Genomic DNA, 15442 nt, shown 5'->3' on the forward strand with positions numbered 1-15442 from the left:
ATGACCAGTAGCACAACGGCCGGTGCAGCCCATCTGGACACGTCCACCCAGCCTCCATTGCTGAGGATTACAGGGGATTGGACGCTTGCCCACTATGCCAACCTGAAGAAGCTGTCGGAAAAGCTCGACGGCCAGTACGACGCTGGCGCACGCATCGACCTTAACGGCCTCGGCGCCCTGGACACGGCCGGCGCCTCGCTGCTGGTGGAATTGCTCGGCCCCGAGCGCATCGAACAGTCCGCCGAACAGACCGACTGCAGCCTCTCGACCGCCGACCGCGCGTTACTGAAAACCGTCTACCGCTCTCTGAACGACTTCTGTGTGCCGGTCAAGGAACCCGAAGAAGCCGCCGGCATCATGTTGCTGGCGCGCATCGGCGGCGCGGTCTACACCGTCTGGCAAGACGGCATGAAACTGCTGGGCTTTATCGGCCTGATCCTCGAAACCTTCGCCCGTGGCGTATTCCGGCCCAAGCGCTGGCGCGTGACGCCAATGGTTGCGCATATCGAACAAACCGGCCTCGATGCGGCCCCCATCGTGGCCTTGCTGACCTTCCTGGTGGGCGCAGTGGTGGCGTTTCTCGGTGCCACGGTGCTGGCCAGTTTTGGCGCGAGTATCTTCACCGTGGACTTGGTGGCGTTCTCCTTCCTGCGGGAGTTCGGCGTGTTGCTCACCGCGATCCTGATGGCGGGCCGCACTGCCAGTGCCTTCACCGCACAAATCGGCTCGATGAAGGCCAACGAAGAGATCGATGCGATCCGCACCCTGGGCCTCGACCCGATGGAGTTGCTGGTGCTGCCCCGCGTACTGGCGTTGCTGGTGGCGCTACCGATGCTGACGTTCCTGGCAATGCTCTCGGGCATTATCGGCGGCGGTGTGGTGTGTGCCGTGGCCCTGGATATTTCGCCGGCAATGTTCCTGTCGCTGCTGCAATCGGACATTGGCGTGCAGCACTTCCTAGTCGGCATGGTCAAGGCGCCGATCTTCGCGTTCCTGATCGCGGCCATCGGCTGCCTCGAAGGTTTCAAGGTCAGCGGCAGCGCCGAGTCCGTCGGCGCCCACACCACCTCCAGTGTGGTGCAATCGATTTTCGTGGTGATCGTGCTGGATGCGGTCGCCGCACTGTTCTTCATGGAGATGGGCTGGTGAGTCGTCTGCGCCGTGCGCCCACTGAGGCGGTGATCGAAGTCCGCGGGCTGTGCAACCGGTTTGGTTCGCAAAGCGTGCACGAGAACCTCGACCTGGACTTGTACAAGGGTGAAATCCTCGCCGTCGTCGGTGGCTCCGGCAGTGGCAAGTCGGTGCTGCTGCGCAGCATCATTGGGTTGCGCCAGCCCAGCGAAGGCCAGGTGCGGGTGTTCGGGCAGAACTTGCCGAGCCTGTCGGAACACGAGCGGTCGCTGGTGGAGCGGCGCTTCGGCGTGCTGTTCCAGAAGGGCGCGCTGTTTTCCTCGCTGACGGTCACCGAGAACGTTGCGTTGCCACTGATAGAGCATGCCGGCCTCAGCCGTCCCGATGCCGAGCACCTGGCGGCAGTAAAGCTGGCGTTGGCCGGGCTGCCGCTGTCGGCCGCCGACAAATACCCCTCGTCACTCTCCGGCGGCATGATCAAGCGCGCGGCCCTGGCCCGTGCCCTGGCGCTGGACCCGGACATCCTGTTTCTCGATGAACCCACCGCCGGCCTCGACCCGATCGGCGCCGCCGCCTTCGATCAACTGATCCTGACCCTGCGCGATGCGCTGGGCCTGAGCGTGTTCCTGGTCACCCACGACCTCGACACGCTGTACACCATCACCGACCGCGTAGCGGTGCTGGCGCAGAAAAAGGTACTGGTGGCGGATGCCATCGATGTCGTCTCGGAAACCGACGACGCCTGGATTCACGAATACTTCCATGGCCCACGGGGCCGCGCGGCATTGGATGCCGCTCAACTGCTCAACGAGGTATGACATGGAAACCCGAGCCCATCATGTGATGATCGGTCTGTTCAGCGTGATCGTCGTGGTCGGCGCCATGCTGTTTGGCCTGTGGCTGGCCAAGTCCAGCGTCGACAGCGCATTCCAGGATTACGAAGTGGTGTTCAACGAGGCGGTCAGTGGGCTGTCCCAAGGCAGTGCCGTGCAGTACAGCGGGATCAAGGTGGGCGACGTCACCAGCCTGCGCCTCGACCCGAAAGACCCGCGCCGGGTGCTGGCGCGCATCCGCCTGGCCGGGCAGACGCCGATCAAGGAAGACACCCAGGCCAAGCTGGCCCTGACCGGCATTACTGGCACCTCGATCATCCAGCTCAGCGGCGGTACGCCCCAAAGCCCTGAGCTCAAGGGCAAGGACGGCAACCTGCCGGAAATCATTGCGTCGCCATCGCCGATCGCGCGACTGCTGAACAACAGCAACGACCTGATGACCAGCATCAACTTGCTGCTGCACAACGCCAATCACATGTTCTCCCGGGAGAACGTCGACCGCCTCAGCAATACCCTGGACAACCTGCAACAGACCACCGGCGCGATTGCCGATCAGCGCGGCGACATCAAGGTGGTGATGCAGCAATTGATGCAGGTGAGCAAACAGGCCAGCGCCACCCTGGAGCAAACCACCGCGTTGATGCGCAACGCCAACGGTTTGCTCAACGACCAGGGCAAGCAGGTGTTTGGCAGTGCTGAAAAGGCCATGCAGTCCCTTCAACAGAGCACGGCCACGATCGACACCTTGCTGACCAACAACAAGGATTCCCTGAACAGCGGCATGCAGGGTCTCAACGAACTGGCGCCAGCGGTGCGCGAGCTGCGCGAAACCCTGGGTTCGTTGCGCGCCATTTCCCGCCGCCTGGAAGCCAACCCCAGCGGTTACCTGCTGGGCAGCGACAAGAACAAGGAGTTCACGCCATGAAGCGTGCATACCAAATGATCGCCCCCGTTGCGCTGGTATTGGTCAGTGCGTGTTCCATCCTGCCGAAGGCGGATCCCTCGGACGTGTACCGGTTGCCATCGGCGCAGGCCGCCACGCAGGCCAGCCCGGTGGCCTGGTCGCTGCGGGTGGCGAAGCCGCAGACCAGCGAATTCCTCGACAGCCCGCGGATTGCCGTGGTGCCTAACGGTGACTTGATCAGTAGTTACGCGAATTCCCGCTGGAGCGATCCAGCCCCCGTGCTGTTGCGTAATCGGTTGCTGGACGGGTTTCAGCGGGATGGGCGGGTGACGTTGCTCAGTACCGATGAGACCAATCTGCAGGCGGACTTTGAGTTGGGCGGGCAGTTGCAGGCGTTTCAGAGTGAGTATCGCGGCAGCGCAGTTGAAGTGGTGATACGGCTGGACGCACGGTTGGTGCGCGGGAGTGATCAACGGATTATTGCCAGCAAGCGGTTCGAGGTGAGGCAGCCGGTGGGGGATACCAAGGTGCCGGCGGTGGTGGCCGGGTTTGGTCAGGCTGGCGATGTACTGAACAGGCAGGTGGTGGATTGGGCCGTCGGCCTGGGAAGCCGCGCTTTTGTGGCGAGGGAGCTTGCTCCCGTTGGGCTGCGCAGCAGCCCCAAAACCAGTCAATGAGCTTTGACTGACACACCTGAGATAACTGACTGGGGCCGCTTCGCGGCCCAACGAGAGCAAGCTCCCTCGCCACAGGGATTCAGGTCTTAGCCGAAGAACCAGTAGCACACCGCAATCGCCGCCACCACACCAGCAAACTCCGCCAACAACGCACACCCCACCGCATGCCGTGCCCGCTGGATTCCCACCGAGCCAAAGTACACCGCCAACACATAGAACGTGGTCTCGGTGCTGCCCTGAATCGTCGCCGCCACCAGCGCCGGGAAGCTGTCCACGCCCTGGGTCTGCATCGTCTCAATCAACATCGCCCGCGCCGCACTGCCGGAGAACGGCTTGACCATCGCGGTCGGCAGCGCATCGACAAAGCGCGTGTCCATGCCGGTCCAGGCCACCACGTGGCGAATGCCTTCCAGGCCGAAATCCAGCGCGCCGGACGCCCGCAACACGCCCACTGCACACAGCATCGCCACCAGGTACGGCAGCAGGTTCTTGGCAACGTCGAAGCCCTCTTTGGCGCCTTCGACAAACGCCTCGTAGACCTTCACCTTGCGCAGCGCGCCGATCACCAGGAACAACATGATCAGCCCGAACAGCGTGAGGTTGCCGAGGATCGACGACAGGCCCGCCAGCGCAGTGGCTGAGAGCGTCGCCAGCAAGGCCATGAAGCCACCCAGTACCAGCGAACCCGGAATCAGATACGCCAGCACCACCGGGTCCCACAGCCGCAGGCGTTGCATCACCGCCACCGACAACAGGCCCACCAGGGTCGAGGCGCTGGTGGCCAGCAGGATCGGCAGGAACACCAGCGTCGGGTCCGCCGCACCTTGCTGGGCGCGGTACATGAAGATGGTGACCGGCAGCAGGGTCAGGGAAGACGCGTTGAGTACCAGGAACAGGATCTGCGCGTTGCTGGCGGTATTGGGGATAGGGTTGAGCTCTTGCAGCGCCTTCATGGCCTTGAGGCCGATGGGCGTAGCGGCGTTATCGAGGCCCAGGCCGTTGGCGGCGAAGTTGAGCGTGATCAAGCCGATGGCCGGGTGACCGGCAGGCACTTCCGGCATCAGGCGCCGGAACAGCGGCCCCAGGGCCTTGGCCAGCCAGTCGACGATCCCGGCTTTCTCGGCGATACGCAGGAAGCCCAGCCACAAGGTCAGGGTGCCGAACAGCAACACCATCACCTCGACCGACAGCTTGGCCATGGCGAAAATGCTTTCCACCATGGCCGCAAAGATCCCGGCATTCCCGCCGATCAGCCATTGCGCCAGCGCAGACACCATCGCCACGATAAAGAAGCCAAGCCACAGGCCATTGAGCATCAGTTGAATCCCCCGAAAGATGGGGCGAATGATAGCGGGGCTGGCAGAAACGACAAACCCCGGATTTTCCGGGGTTTGTGTAGGAGCCAGTTATGGCGGTCAGCCGCGAGTGGTCTCGCCGGCCGGCAGCACTTGCTTGGTGCGCCAGTGCGGCAGGGAGTTCCAGTAGCGCTCGCCCTTGGCATCGTCGTACATGCCTTCCCAACGGGAGATGACCAGTACGGCCAGGGCGTTACCGATCACGTTCAGTGCGGTACGGGCCATGTCCATGATGCGGTCGACACCGGCGATGAACGCCAGGCCTTCCAGCGGAATGCCCACGCTGCCCAGGGTCGCCAGCAGCACCACGAACGACACACCCGGTACGCCGGCGATGCCTTTGGAGGTGACCATCAGGGTCAGCACCAGCATCAGTTGCTGGCCAATCGACAGGTCGATGCCATACAGCTGGGCGATAAAGATCGCCGCGATGCTCTGGTACAGGGTCGAACCGTCGAGGTTGAACGAGTAGCCGGTCGGTACCACGAAGCTGCAGATCGCCTTTGGCGCGCCGTAGGCTTCCATCTTCTCGATCACACGCGGCAGCACGGTTTCAGAGCTGGCAGTGGAGTAGGCCAGCACCAGTTCATCCTTGAAGATGCGCATCAGCTTGATCACCGAGAAACCGAACAGGCGGGCGATCAGGCCCAGCACCACAAAAGCAAAGAACAGGATGGCGACGTAAACCAGGATCACCAGCTTGGCCAGCGGCAGCAGCGAGGCGAAGCCGAAGTTGGCGACGGTCACCGCGATCAGGGCAAATACACCAATCGGGGCGTATTTCATGATCATGTGGGTGACTTTGAACATGCTCTCGGACACGCCCTGGAACATGGTCACCAGGGGCTCGCGCAATTCAGGCTTGAGGCTCGACAAGCCGAGGCCGAACAACACCGAGAAGAAGATGATCGGCAGCATGTCGCCACGGGCCACGGCGGCGAAGATGTTCGACGGGATCAGGTTGAGGATCGTCTCGATGAACGCGTGCTCGTGCTGGACCTCGGCGGCGGTGGCCGTGTATTTGGAAATGTCGACGGTACCCAGGGTACTCATATCGATGCCGGTACCCGGATGGAACAGGTTGGCCAGCAACAGGCCGACCACAATGGCAATGGTGGTGACCACTTCGAAGTAAAGGATGGTTTTAACGCCGATCCGACCGAGCTTTTTCGCATCGCCAACACCGGCGATTCCGACAATCAGCGACGAAATCACGATCGGGATAACGATCATCTTGATCAGGCGGATAAAGATATCGCCAGCGGGCTGCAACACGTTGCTGATCCACCAGGCCTTTTCAGCACTGAAATGGTTAAGCACCGCACCGATTGCAATCCCCAGCACCAGACCGATGAGGATCTGCCAGGCGAGGCTTAGCTTTGCCTTCTTCATGTCATTACCCTTACTTCAAGTGGACTCAGGCAGATGCGCCAGCAGCTGGAACGCTCGAGAGCGAAAAAGTGTGTGCATCTGCCCCCGTAGAAGGTCACCGCAGTTGGCCGATATGGCTCACTGGCAGGCGAAAAAAGGCGCAACTATTCCGATGCAAGGAGGCGACGTCTAATGCCGTAAACGCCTACCCTATGCCGAATCGGCATGAGTTTTTTTGAGTTTTTCTGTCTGAACGGTCAGTTCGAATACGACATTTCGGCAGGCATAAATGCCGCGAACCGGCCATTTCAGGCTCGCGCAGGGTTTTTTGAAAATCTACGGTCGCAGTTGAAAACCCCTGAAAATTCCTACGCATACCATCGAAAAACTCGTCTGGCAGGAGACAAACTTTCTCGATAGATGGTCACGCGGAAACACCAAGAAATGGTTGGGCGGACGCAAAAAGGAGAATTGCCGCTATGGGCGGCATGACAGAAGCGGGCATAGGAGCCGCAAGCCCGTCGCAAGTTCCACAAACCATCGGCTTGGGAACTTGCGTCGCAGCTTTTCACCTGACCCGGCCCTTGCGCAGGCACTCCCTGTCCCCGTAGGTCACGCCGATCCAAACGATCAGAGCAACCCGGCCCCTTGGTCATGCACCACCCTTGTCGGGCGATGCAAACAGAAAGAAGCACGGCGCTTCTTTCTATGGACGTTAAGCCGGTAGACGACAGCGTCGTCAGACCGAACCTAGTACCAATTCGGATCTTTCTTGAGCTGTTCCATCAGCAGCTTTTGCATGCCTTCGTCCGGCTTGCCAAGAAAACGGTAGTCGGCATGCCGCGTTGGCGATTTGTCCGCGGGCAGGCCCGCCGGGACTTCTACCAACATCGCGTAGGCATCTTCCTTGTCGAAGCTGAAGGCGACGATCAGGCGCTTGTTCAGGCATGTGTCTGCGGTCTCGCAGAGCGGCCCAACCAAGTACTTGTCGCCATCCTCTTCAACGGCATTCATTTGTTCAGCACTGCCCGAAAGGTTCAACACCCATTCAGGCAGACGCTCTTCCTTCTTGACCACGCTCTGCCAGGTCTCGCGATACTGCGGGTTCGCGCTCAACAGTTCGTTGGCTCGGGACTGGCCATCATTGGCAGCCAGCACCAAGCCGCTGCCGCCCAACAACAGAGCGGCAGCCAGGGCTTTAAGGGACGAGTTGAACATGCTTAGCCTCGGCCACGACGGCCAAAGAAGAAGGAAGCGATGAACATCACCAGGAAGACCACAAACAGAATCTTGGCGATACCCGTGGCGGTGCCCGCGATACCACCGAAGCCCAGGACTGCAGCCACAATGGCGATGATCAGAAATGTGATTGCCCAACTCAACATGGTGATTCTCCTTACGCTTCTTTTAGGGGTAACAGCGGTAGTGCCTGCGGTCGCTCGATTCGAGGACCGTGTATTGCCTAGAACACCCAGCGTTCCTGCGATGGCAGGTCGCCGAGGGTGGAGTCCTGTTCAACCGCCGCCAATTGCGGGGTTGTCACATCGGCGGCAGTGCTGCCGACGGAGCGGAAATGGGTCTGGGTCATCATCGGACGTTCAAACTGCACGACTTGCTGCTGACTCTGCTGCCAATGCGCCAATTGCTGACCGCCAATCAAGGTCACCATCAGGGCCAGGCTGGCAAACAGCCCCTGTTGCAGGCGCAGTGGCGATACACGCAGTTGGGTCAGGCTTTGGCGAGTCATGCTGTATCTCTCCCGCATTCTGATTATTCGTAGATGAAACTCGTATGAGGTGTATTGCAGCCTGCGTGCCAGTTTTTTAACAAAATAAAAACCAATAAAATCAACCAGTTAAAAACAAAAGCGCTTTGACACCACGAGCATCCTGCACGATGCCCCTATCCTTGCCGTGCGAAATGCACGATGGTCACTGGTCGGATCAAGGGATAGGAAGGCAACGTTCGACTGCCGAAGTGGCAAGAGGGAGACAAAAACGCCTCTTGTGGGCGTCTTTGTAAGAAGAAGCGCAGATAGCTGCGCGGTGACGGCTTTAATCAATCAGAATAAACCATGCAACTTGCCCGATTATTCCGGGACTAAACAACATCATTCATTCTTAAGGGAGCGCGGGACAGATGGAATCAGCCAAGGAACTTCAAGGCCGCATTCTTTTAGTGGATGACGAATCCGCGATCCTTCGCACCTTCCGTTACTGCCTGGAAGATGAAGGCTACACCGTAGCCACCGCCAACAGCGCCGCCCAGGCCGATGCCTTGTTGCAACGCCAGGTGTTTGACCTGTGCTTCCTGGACCTGCGCCTGGGCGAAGACAACGGCCTGGATGTACTGGCGCAAATGCGTATCCAGGCGCCCTGGATGCGCGTGGTGATCGTCACGGCCCACTCGGCCGTCGACACCGCCGTGGATGCGATCCAGGCCGGCGCGGCCGACTACCTGGTAAAGCCTTGCAGCCCCGACCAATTGCGCCTGGCCACGGCCAAGCAGCTGGAAGTGCGCCAGCTCTCGGCACGCCTGGAAGCCCTGGAAGGCGCAGTGCGCCAACCCAAGGACGGCCTCGACTCCCATAGCCCGGCGATGATGGTGGTGCTGGAAACCGCACGCCAGGTGGCGGGCACTGATGCCAACATCCTGATTCTCGGCGAATCCGGCACCGGTAAAGGTGAACTGGCCCGGGCGATCCACGGTTGGAGCAAACGCGCGAAAAAATCCTGCGTCACCATCAACTGCCCATCGCTGACGGCGGAACTGATGGAAAGCGAGTTGTTCGGTCATAGCCGTGGTGCGTTTACCGGCGCCAGCGAAAGCACCCTCGGCCGCGTCAACCAGGCCGATGGCGGCACCTTGTTTCTCGACGAGATCGGCGACTTTCCGCTTACTTTACAACCCAAGTTGCTGCGCTTTATCCAGGACAAGGAATACGAGCGCGTCGGCGACCCGGTGACTCGTCGTGCCGATGTGCGAATTCTCGCCGCTACCAACCTGAACCTGGAAGACATGGTTCGCGATGGTCGTTTCCGCGAGGACCTGCTGTATCGCCTGAATGTCATCACCTTGCACCTGCCGCCCCTGCGCGAACGCAGCGAAGACATCCTGACCCTGGCCGACCGCTTCCTGGCGCGCTTCGTGAAGGAATATGCGCGGCCGGCGCGCGGCTTCAGCGATGAAGCCCGTGAGGCACTGCTCAACTACCGCTGGCCGGGGAACATCCGTGAGCTGCGCAACGTGGTTGAGCGGGCCAGCATCATCTGCCCGCAGGAAAAAGTTGAGATCAGCCACCTCGGCATGGCCGAGCAGCCGACCAACAATGCCCCGCGTATCGGTGCGGCGTTGAGCCTGGATGAACTGGAAAAGGCGCATATCGGCGCCGTGCTGGCCACCAGCGACACCCTGGACCAGGCGGCCCGAACCCTTGGCATTGATGCGTCGACGCTGTATCGCAAACGCAAACAATACAACCTGTGAGCTGTAGCCTATGAAGCTTGCGATGACCCTGCGCACTCGGTTGTTCCTGAGTATTTCCGCGCTGATCACCGTCGCCCTGTTGGGTTTGCTGCTGGGGCTGGTGAGCGTCATGCAAATGGCCAAGACCCAGGAATCGTTGATTCGCAGCAACTTCATCACATTGGACCTGGGGCTCAAGCTTCGGCAGACCCTCGGCGACCAGTTGATGATCATGCTCAATGAACAGCCGAATACCGCTGCGCTGGAAGACTCCAAGCAACGCTATTTCGCCCTGTTGCAGCAAGGTATCGACCACGAACAAAAGGACGCGGTAACCAGCGGTTTTACCCAGGCCAAGACCAATTACCTGAGCTTTCTCGAGGCGTTCGATGAAAAGGAGAATGCTCCGCCGCAACTGCGCAACAACGACGAGCTGACCAAACGCGTCAACATCCTGCGCAACGGCCTGATCGCCGAGCACAAGAAAGCCCTGGATAACATCAACGATATCGAACACAAGTCCCGTGAACGTGCGCTGCTGATTGCCGGCCTGCTGGGCCTGGTCGGGCTGGCGGTGCTGATCATCGGTTTCGTTACCGCCCACGGTATCGCCCGACGCTTTGGCGGGCCGATCGAAGCGCTGGCCAAGGCCGCCGACAAGATCGGCCAGGGCAACTTCGAAGTCACGTTGCCCATTTCATCCGCAGCGGAAATGAACCTGCTGACCCGACGCTTCGGCATCATGGCCGAGGCGTTGCGCCAGCATCAGGCAACCAATGTCGACGAGCTACTCGCCGGGCAACAACGCCTGCAGGCGGTGCTCGACAGCATCGACGACGGCCTGCTGATGATCGACCGCCAGGGTCGCCTGGAACACCTTAACCCGGTGGCACAACGTCAACTCGGCTGGGACGAGAATCGCCTGGGCCAAGGCCTTGGCGACGCCCTGGGCCGCCCGGAACTGGATGAACAGCTGCAGCTGGTACTGCGCGGCGGCAATCTGGAGCGCGCACCTGAAGACCTGGAAGTAGAGGTTGAGGGTGAGCTGCGCCTGCTGACGTACAGCCTGACGCCGGTCAGCCATACCCAGGGGCACATTCTGGGCGCGGTGATGGTGCTGCATGACGTTACCGAACAGCGTGCCTTTGAACGAGTACGCAGTGAGTTTGTGTTGCGCGCGTCCCATGAATTACGCACGCCGGTGACGGGCATGCACATGGCCTTCGGCTTATTCCGGGAACGGGCGAAGTTTCCTGCGGAGTCGCGCGAAGCGGATCTGCTGGATACGGTCAACGAGGAAATGCAGCGCCTGATGCAGTTGATCAACGACTTGCTCAACTTCTCGCGCTACCAGAATGGCTTGCAGAAACTCACCCTGGGCCCGTGTGACATCAGCGACCTGCTCGAACATGCCCGCGCCCGCTTCGCGGAGCAGGCGAATGCGCAGAACATCGAGCTGCTGGTTGAGGAACAATCCCCGCTACCGAGGTTGCATGCCGATCGAGCGCAGCTGGAAAGGGTGCTCGACAATTTGCTGGGCAATGCCCTGCGGCACACAGCCGACGGTGGGCAGATCCGCTTGCAGGCGCGTCGTCATGGCGAACGGGTGATTGTCAGCGTTGAAGACAACGGTGAAGGCATTGCCTACGGCCAGCAGGGACGAATCTTCGAACCGTTTGTGCAGGTAGGCCGCAAGAAAGGCGGCGCCGGGCTGGGCCTGGCGCTGTGCAAGGAGATCGTGCAATTGCACGGTGGCCGCATGGGGGTGTATTCGCGGCCGGGGCAGGGGACGCAGTTCTACATGGCGTTGCCCCTGTAGGACCAACGCGCCAACCGTTATTGGTGATTCAACGCCCGCAGGATCGCAGCACTTTCGGCATCCGGCGTCCCGTCAAACAGCGACGCCCGGAAATGCATCTGGAACGCGGCCACCACATGCCGCGTCGCTACATCCAGCTCGCCCGTCTGTGGCGTCGGATAGCCCAGCTTCGCCAACTCTTCCTGGAACCAGGTAATGCTCGGCAGATCGGCTGCGTACTGCACCTGGTAACGGGCCACCGCCTTGGCGTCCGGCCACATGCCCAGCCCTTCATCCGCCAGGCGCTTCCAGGGGAACAACGGCCCCGGGTCCAGCTTGCGCAGCGGGGCAATGTCGCTATGGCCGATGATGTTTCGCGGGTCGATGCCGTTGCGTTTGCTGATGTCCTTGAGCAGCACCACCAGTGACTGCACCTGCGCTTCGGAATAGGGATACCAGACGCGGCCCGTCGGCAAATCCCGATAACCCGGGTTCACGATCTCGATCCCGATGGAGCTGGAGTTGAGCCAGGTGCGGCCCATCCATTCACTTTCTCCGGCATGCCAGGCGCGCTGGCTTTCATCCACGAGCTTATAGATGGTGGCCGAGGCGTCATCACCGATCAGGTAATGACTGCTGACCTGGCCATGGGTCAACAGCGCCAGGGAGCGCTCAAGGGACGCCGAGGTGTAGTGCACGACGACAAACTGCACACGATTGTCGTGGTTCACCGAAGGATGACTGGTGTCCAGGCGAGGGCCGCTCGCGCAACCGGCGAGCAGGAGAAACAGAAAGGCAGAACACAGAAGTTTCATGGCAGCAAATAGTACGCTTAAGACGATAACGCAACAGTGTAACGTACCGTTTGCTGCCAGGCGGCCAAATGCGATGTTTTAAACAAAATGGAACATTTCCGGTCAGGCCGCCTGCACCTGATTACGCCCCGCCGCCTTGGCACGATATAACGCCTCGTCAGCGCGCTTGAGCGCCAGGTCACTGCGTTCTCCCGGCTGAAACTGCGCCATGCCCATGGACACCGTAATCGTCACCGGCTCGCCCTTGAAGTGAAACGGGCAGGCTTGGATGGCTGCACGCAGGGTTTCACCCACCGCCAACGCATCGGACAGCGACGAGTTGGGCATCAGCAGTACAAACTCTTCACCGCCAAAACGCGCGATGAAGTCGTTCGGCCGCAGGCGTTTGCGAAGCACCGTGGCGATGATTTTCAGCACCTTGTCGCCCGCCAGATGACCATAGCCGTCGTTGATGCGCTTGAAGTGATCGAGGTCCAGCATGGCCAGTGACAGGTTATTTCCACGCTGGTGCCAGGCGTTGACCTCCTGCTCCAGGCGCTCGCTCCAGGCCGCGCGGTTGGGTAGTCCGGTGAGCGGATCGATCAGGGCTTTCTGGCGCTGAACCTCAAGGTGTTCACGGTAGCCCTGAGCCTCTTGCTCCATATTGGCGACCCGTTCGGCCAGGCCCTTGAGCCGTGCAGCCACTTCCTGTTCGCGCTGGTCACGCTGGTGGCGGTGTTCATCCATGGTGCCCAGCAGCCCTTCGAGATGGCTCTCCAGCACGTGCTTGAGGCTGTCGAGGTCCGCGGCGTCCTGCATGCTGGTTTGCAAACCATCCACTTGTTCGCGGATCTGGGTATCCAGCTCCCTGGCCGCCGACCGGCTGTCGGCGTGGCCGTCACTGGCGACCTGCAGGTGCCCCTGGAACGCCTCGAGACGATCGTTGAGCTGCTTGAGGTAGGCTTCAAACTCGTGCTGGCCGCTGTCGGTGATCGCCAGCATCAACACCGCCAGGTCATCGAGGATCGGCAGCAATTCGTACCAGTTCAATCCGTGGGCCAGGCGTTCACGCATGGCTTCGGCCTGGGGCCGATGGCGCTCGGGCAGCGAGAGGTCTTCCAGTAAGCCGAGCAGGGTATCTTCGATGTGCTTGGCCACCGAACTGTAAGACGGCTCGGGGGTGTCGGGCAGGGCGTAGGCTTGATCCGCTTGCAGCTCGTCTGGGTTCGGCTCTGCCTGCTCGGGCGATTCTTGCGGTTCATCGGCCAGGACCGGGGGCAGGGAAAGACTGCCGATCTCTGTCCGCTCCGGCTCACGGGCCTGCACCTCTGGCACCTCGACCATGGCGGCGAGAGCGCTCTCAAGCTCAACCTCCGCTTCGATCGGTTGCTCGGGTTCTGGCGTTTCGATAAGCGTAGCGGGTGCCTCGACGACAGGCGCTGTGACCGCGACGGCCGGAACAACAGGCACTGCTTCGCTGACAGCGTCGGTAGCCTCTACTGGCGATACCGGCTCAGGGGGCGACTCGATGGGGGCCGGGACCTTCGGCTGCGGTGCAAAAGCCCGCAGCGCCTGGGCCAGTTCTGCCGATTGCGCCGGCGCTTCAACTTCATCCACCGGCCTGGGCTTTGGCGCAGCAGGCGCCGGAGAAGCCGGGCGGGATGGCGTGGGCGCTTCAACCTCCGGCGTGTCGATTGCGTCCTTGGTGCCAAACAGACGCTGCAACAGACCCGGGCTCGAACGGCTGGTTTCGCCCTCCGGCTCCAGGTTACTCAACGCCTGCCCCTGGAGGCCGCTCAGCTCACTCAGCAACAGCGGGATCTCCCGCGCCTGGCCAACCCGACCGTCCAGCTGCTTGGCGAAAGCCTTCAGCGGGCGACTCACGTCCCGTGGCAAGGGCAGTTTCTGCAACTGAGTGACCAGGGCCGTCAACGCGCTGCCGATCTGGTCAACCCGGGTTTCGCGGCGCTGCTCCGAATCCAGCACGGCCTTTTCCAGGCGCGGCAGCAATGCAGCGAGGGCGGCGTCCATGTCGTCGGTGCGCACCACATCGCGCATTTCCTTCATGCATTGGTCAACCGCTCGGTCGGTCCCTTCTGCCGCCAGGGTGCTGCGCACCAGCCCTCGGCGCAGCAGGTCGAGGCGGGCGGCCCAGCGACGCTCGAGCTTTTCTTGTTGCTCGACGCTTTTAAGGTATTTCTCTTTCCAACGCTGGGCGTCGTCGCTCATGCAAGGGGTCCGCGAGGGCCGGGGCTCAACGCGGGCAATGCATCAGCCGTGAGCGAACCCGGCAGACGAATCTCTACCGCGACGGGCAGGTGATCGGAGATGGGCTGCGCCAGTACCTGCACACTTTCGAGTGTCAGGGTCGGGCTGAGCAGGATGTGATCAAGACAACGTTGCGGTCGCCAGCTGGGAAAGGTGGCTTCGACTTGCGGCGCCAGCAACCCAAGGTCGCGCAACGGGGAATTCTGTAGCAGGTCGCTGGCGTGGGTGTTCATGTCCCCCATCAGCACTTGGTGTTTGTAGTTGCCAATCAACTCGCGGATGTAGGCCAACTGCAGGGTGCGGGTTCGTGCCCCCAACGCGAGGTGCATCATCACCACGACCAATGCTTCCGGCCCTTCGCCGAATCGTACGAGAATTGCACCGCGGCCTTTCGGGCCAGGCAACGGGTGGTCCTCGATCGCCCACGGTTTCAGACGGCTGAGCACACCATTGCTGTGCTGGCCGAGTTTGCCGAGGTTGCGATTGAGTTGTTGATACCAGTAGGGAAAGGCACCGAGCTGGGCAAGGTGCTCGACCTGGTTGATGTAGCCGGAACGCAGGCTGCCACCGTCGGCCTCCTGCAGGGCTACCAGGTCAAAATCGCCCAGCAGGTCGCCGATCTTCTGCAGATTACCGGCACGCCCATTGTGGGGCAGCAGGTGCTGCCAGCCACGGGTCAGGTAGTGCCGGTATTTCTCGGTACTGATACCCACCTGGATATTGAAACTGAGCAGGCGCAACCGACTGTCAGCCGGCAGGCCCGTGGATTCCAGGTGATGTTCGTTGACCTTCGGGTCATGCAGGCCAACGACACGTTCAGTACCCCAGCGACGCATGACGGGCCCC

Annotated in this window: 14 protein-coding genes; 6 read left to right on the forward strand and 8 right to left on the reverse strand. The window is 61.1% G+C overall.

The features are described from left to right. Genes HX805_RS01440 through HX805_RS01455 form a run of 4 tightly spaced genes read left to right on the forward strand, consistent with a single transcriptional unit; the run spans nt 1 to nt 3545 of the window. Nucleotides 1-1149, forward strand: coding sequence for an ABC transporter permease (locus tag HX805_RS01440; protein WP_032899919.1), 1149 nt, complete (start codon nt 1-3; stop codon nt 1147-1149). Then, complete coding sequence (locus HX805_RS01445; protein WP_003214778.1) at nt 1146-1949, forward strand: ABC transporter ATP-binding protein; 804 nt, start codon at nt 1146-1148, stop codon at nt 1947-1949. The genes HX805_RS01440 and HX805_RS01445 overlap by 4 nt, the downstream gene beginning before the upstream one ends. 1 nt (nt 1950) lies before the next feature. After that, nucleotides 1951-2889 carry an MlaD family protein gene (locus tag HX805_RS01450; protein ID WP_008439646.1) on the forward strand — a complete coding sequence of 313 codons (939 nt, stop codon included), beginning with the start codon at nt 1951-1953 and terminating at the stop codon, nt 2887-2889. Further along, nucleotides 2886-3545, forward strand: a complete 660-nt coding sequence (locus HX805_RS01455; protein ID WP_177022442.1) for an ABC-type transport auxiliary lipoprotein family protein — start codon at nt 2886-2888, stop codon at nt 3543-3545. Before HX805_RS01450 ends, HX805_RS01455 begins: the two co-directional genes overlap by 4 nt. 86 nt (nt 3546-3631) lie before the next feature. Here the strand turns inward: HX805_RS01455 and HX805_RS01460 are convergent, their stop codons facing one another. The 5 genes from HX805_RS01460 to HX805_RS01480 form a co-directional block, all read right to left on the reverse strand. Further along, the gene (locus HX805_RS01460; protein WP_177116530.1) at nt 3632-4861 is read right to left on the reverse strand and encodes a nucleoside recognition domain-containing protein; all 1230 of its coding nucleotides are present in this window, start codon (nt 4859-4861) and stop codon (nt 3632-3634) included. A gap of 99 nt (nt 4862-4960) precedes the next feature. Then, the gene (gene gltP / locus HX805_RS01465; RefSeq protein ID WP_017477988.1) at nt 4961-6292 is read right to left on the reverse strand and encodes a glutamate/aspartate:proton symporter GltP; all 1332 of its coding nucleotides are present in this window, start codon (nt 6290-6292) and stop codon (nt 4961-4963) included. Between the two features lie 729 nt (nt 6293-7021). Then, nucleotides 7022-7489, reverse strand: coding sequence for an inhibitor of vertebrate lysozyme family protein (locus tag HX805_RS01470; protein WP_177022440.1), 468 nt, complete (start codon nt 7487-7489; stop codon nt 7022-7024). A 2-nt stretch (nt 7490-7491) separates the two neighbouring features. Continuing rightward, nucleotides 7492-7656 (reverse strand): DUF1328 domain-containing protein, encoded by a 165-nt coding sequence (locus HX805_RS01475; RefSeq protein WP_003170804.1) that lies wholly within the window; start codon nt 7654-7656, stop codon nt 7492-7494. A 77-nt stretch (nt 7657-7733) separates the two neighbouring features. Continuing rightward, on the reverse strand, nt 7734-8018 hold the full coding sequence (locus HX805_RS01480; RefSeq protein WP_087694545.1) for a hypothetical protein: 285 nt from the start codon (nt 8016-8018) through the stop codon (nt 7734-7736). A 392-nt stretch (nt 8019-8410) separates the two neighbouring features. Here HX805_RS01480 and algB point away from each other — a divergent pair, with 392 nt between their 5' ends. Together algB and HX805_RS01490 are read left to right on the forward strand one after the other, a co-directional pair. Next, the gene (gene algB / locus HX805_RS01485; RefSeq protein WP_003214793.1) at nt 8411-9757 is read left to right on the forward strand and encodes a sigma-54-dependent response regulator transcription factor AlgB; all 1347 of its coding nucleotides are present in this window, start codon (nt 8411-8413) and stop codon (nt 9755-9757) included. A 10-nt stretch (nt 9758-9767) separates the two neighbouring features. Next, nucleotides 9768-11555 carry a KinB sensor domain-containing domain gene (locus HX805_RS01490; protein WP_177116531.1) on the forward strand — a complete coding sequence of 596 codons (1788 nt, stop codon included), beginning with the start codon at nt 9768-9770 and terminating at the stop codon, nt 11553-11555. 17 nt (nt 11556-11572) lie between these two features. Here HX805_RS01490 and HX805_RS01495 read toward each other — a convergent pair whose 3' ends face one another. The 3 genes from HX805_RS01495 to HX805_RS01505 all read right to left on the reverse strand — a co-directional run bounded on the left by HX805_RS01495 (nt 11573) and on the right by HX805_RS01505 (nt 15432). Then, nucleotides 11573-12349, reverse strand: a complete 777-nt coding sequence (locus tag HX805_RS01495) for an N-acetylmuramoyl-L-alanine amidase (protein ID WP_003214798.1) — start codon at nt 12347-12349, stop codon at nt 11573-11575. Between the two features lie 102 nt (nt 12350-12451). Next, nucleotides 12452-14557 (reverse strand): GGDEF domain-containing protein, encoded by a 2106-nt coding sequence (locus HX805_RS01500; protein WP_177116532.1) that lies wholly within the window; start codon nt 14555-14557, stop codon nt 12452-12454. After that, entirely contained in the window at nt 14554-15432 is an 879-nt protein-coding gene (locus HX805_RS01505) for an endonuclease/exonuclease/phosphatase family protein (protein WP_003214803.1), read from the reverse strand. Before HX805_RS01505 ends, HX805_RS01500 begins: the two co-directional genes overlap by 4 nt. Nucleotides 15433-15442: the final 10 nt, after the last annotated feature.

Origin of the sequence: Pseudomonas sp. G5001, assembly GCF_013385475.1 — a bacterium.
Classification (GTDB): Bacteria; Pseudomonadota; Gammaproteobacteria; order Pseudomonadales; family Pseudomonadaceae; genus Aquipseudomonas.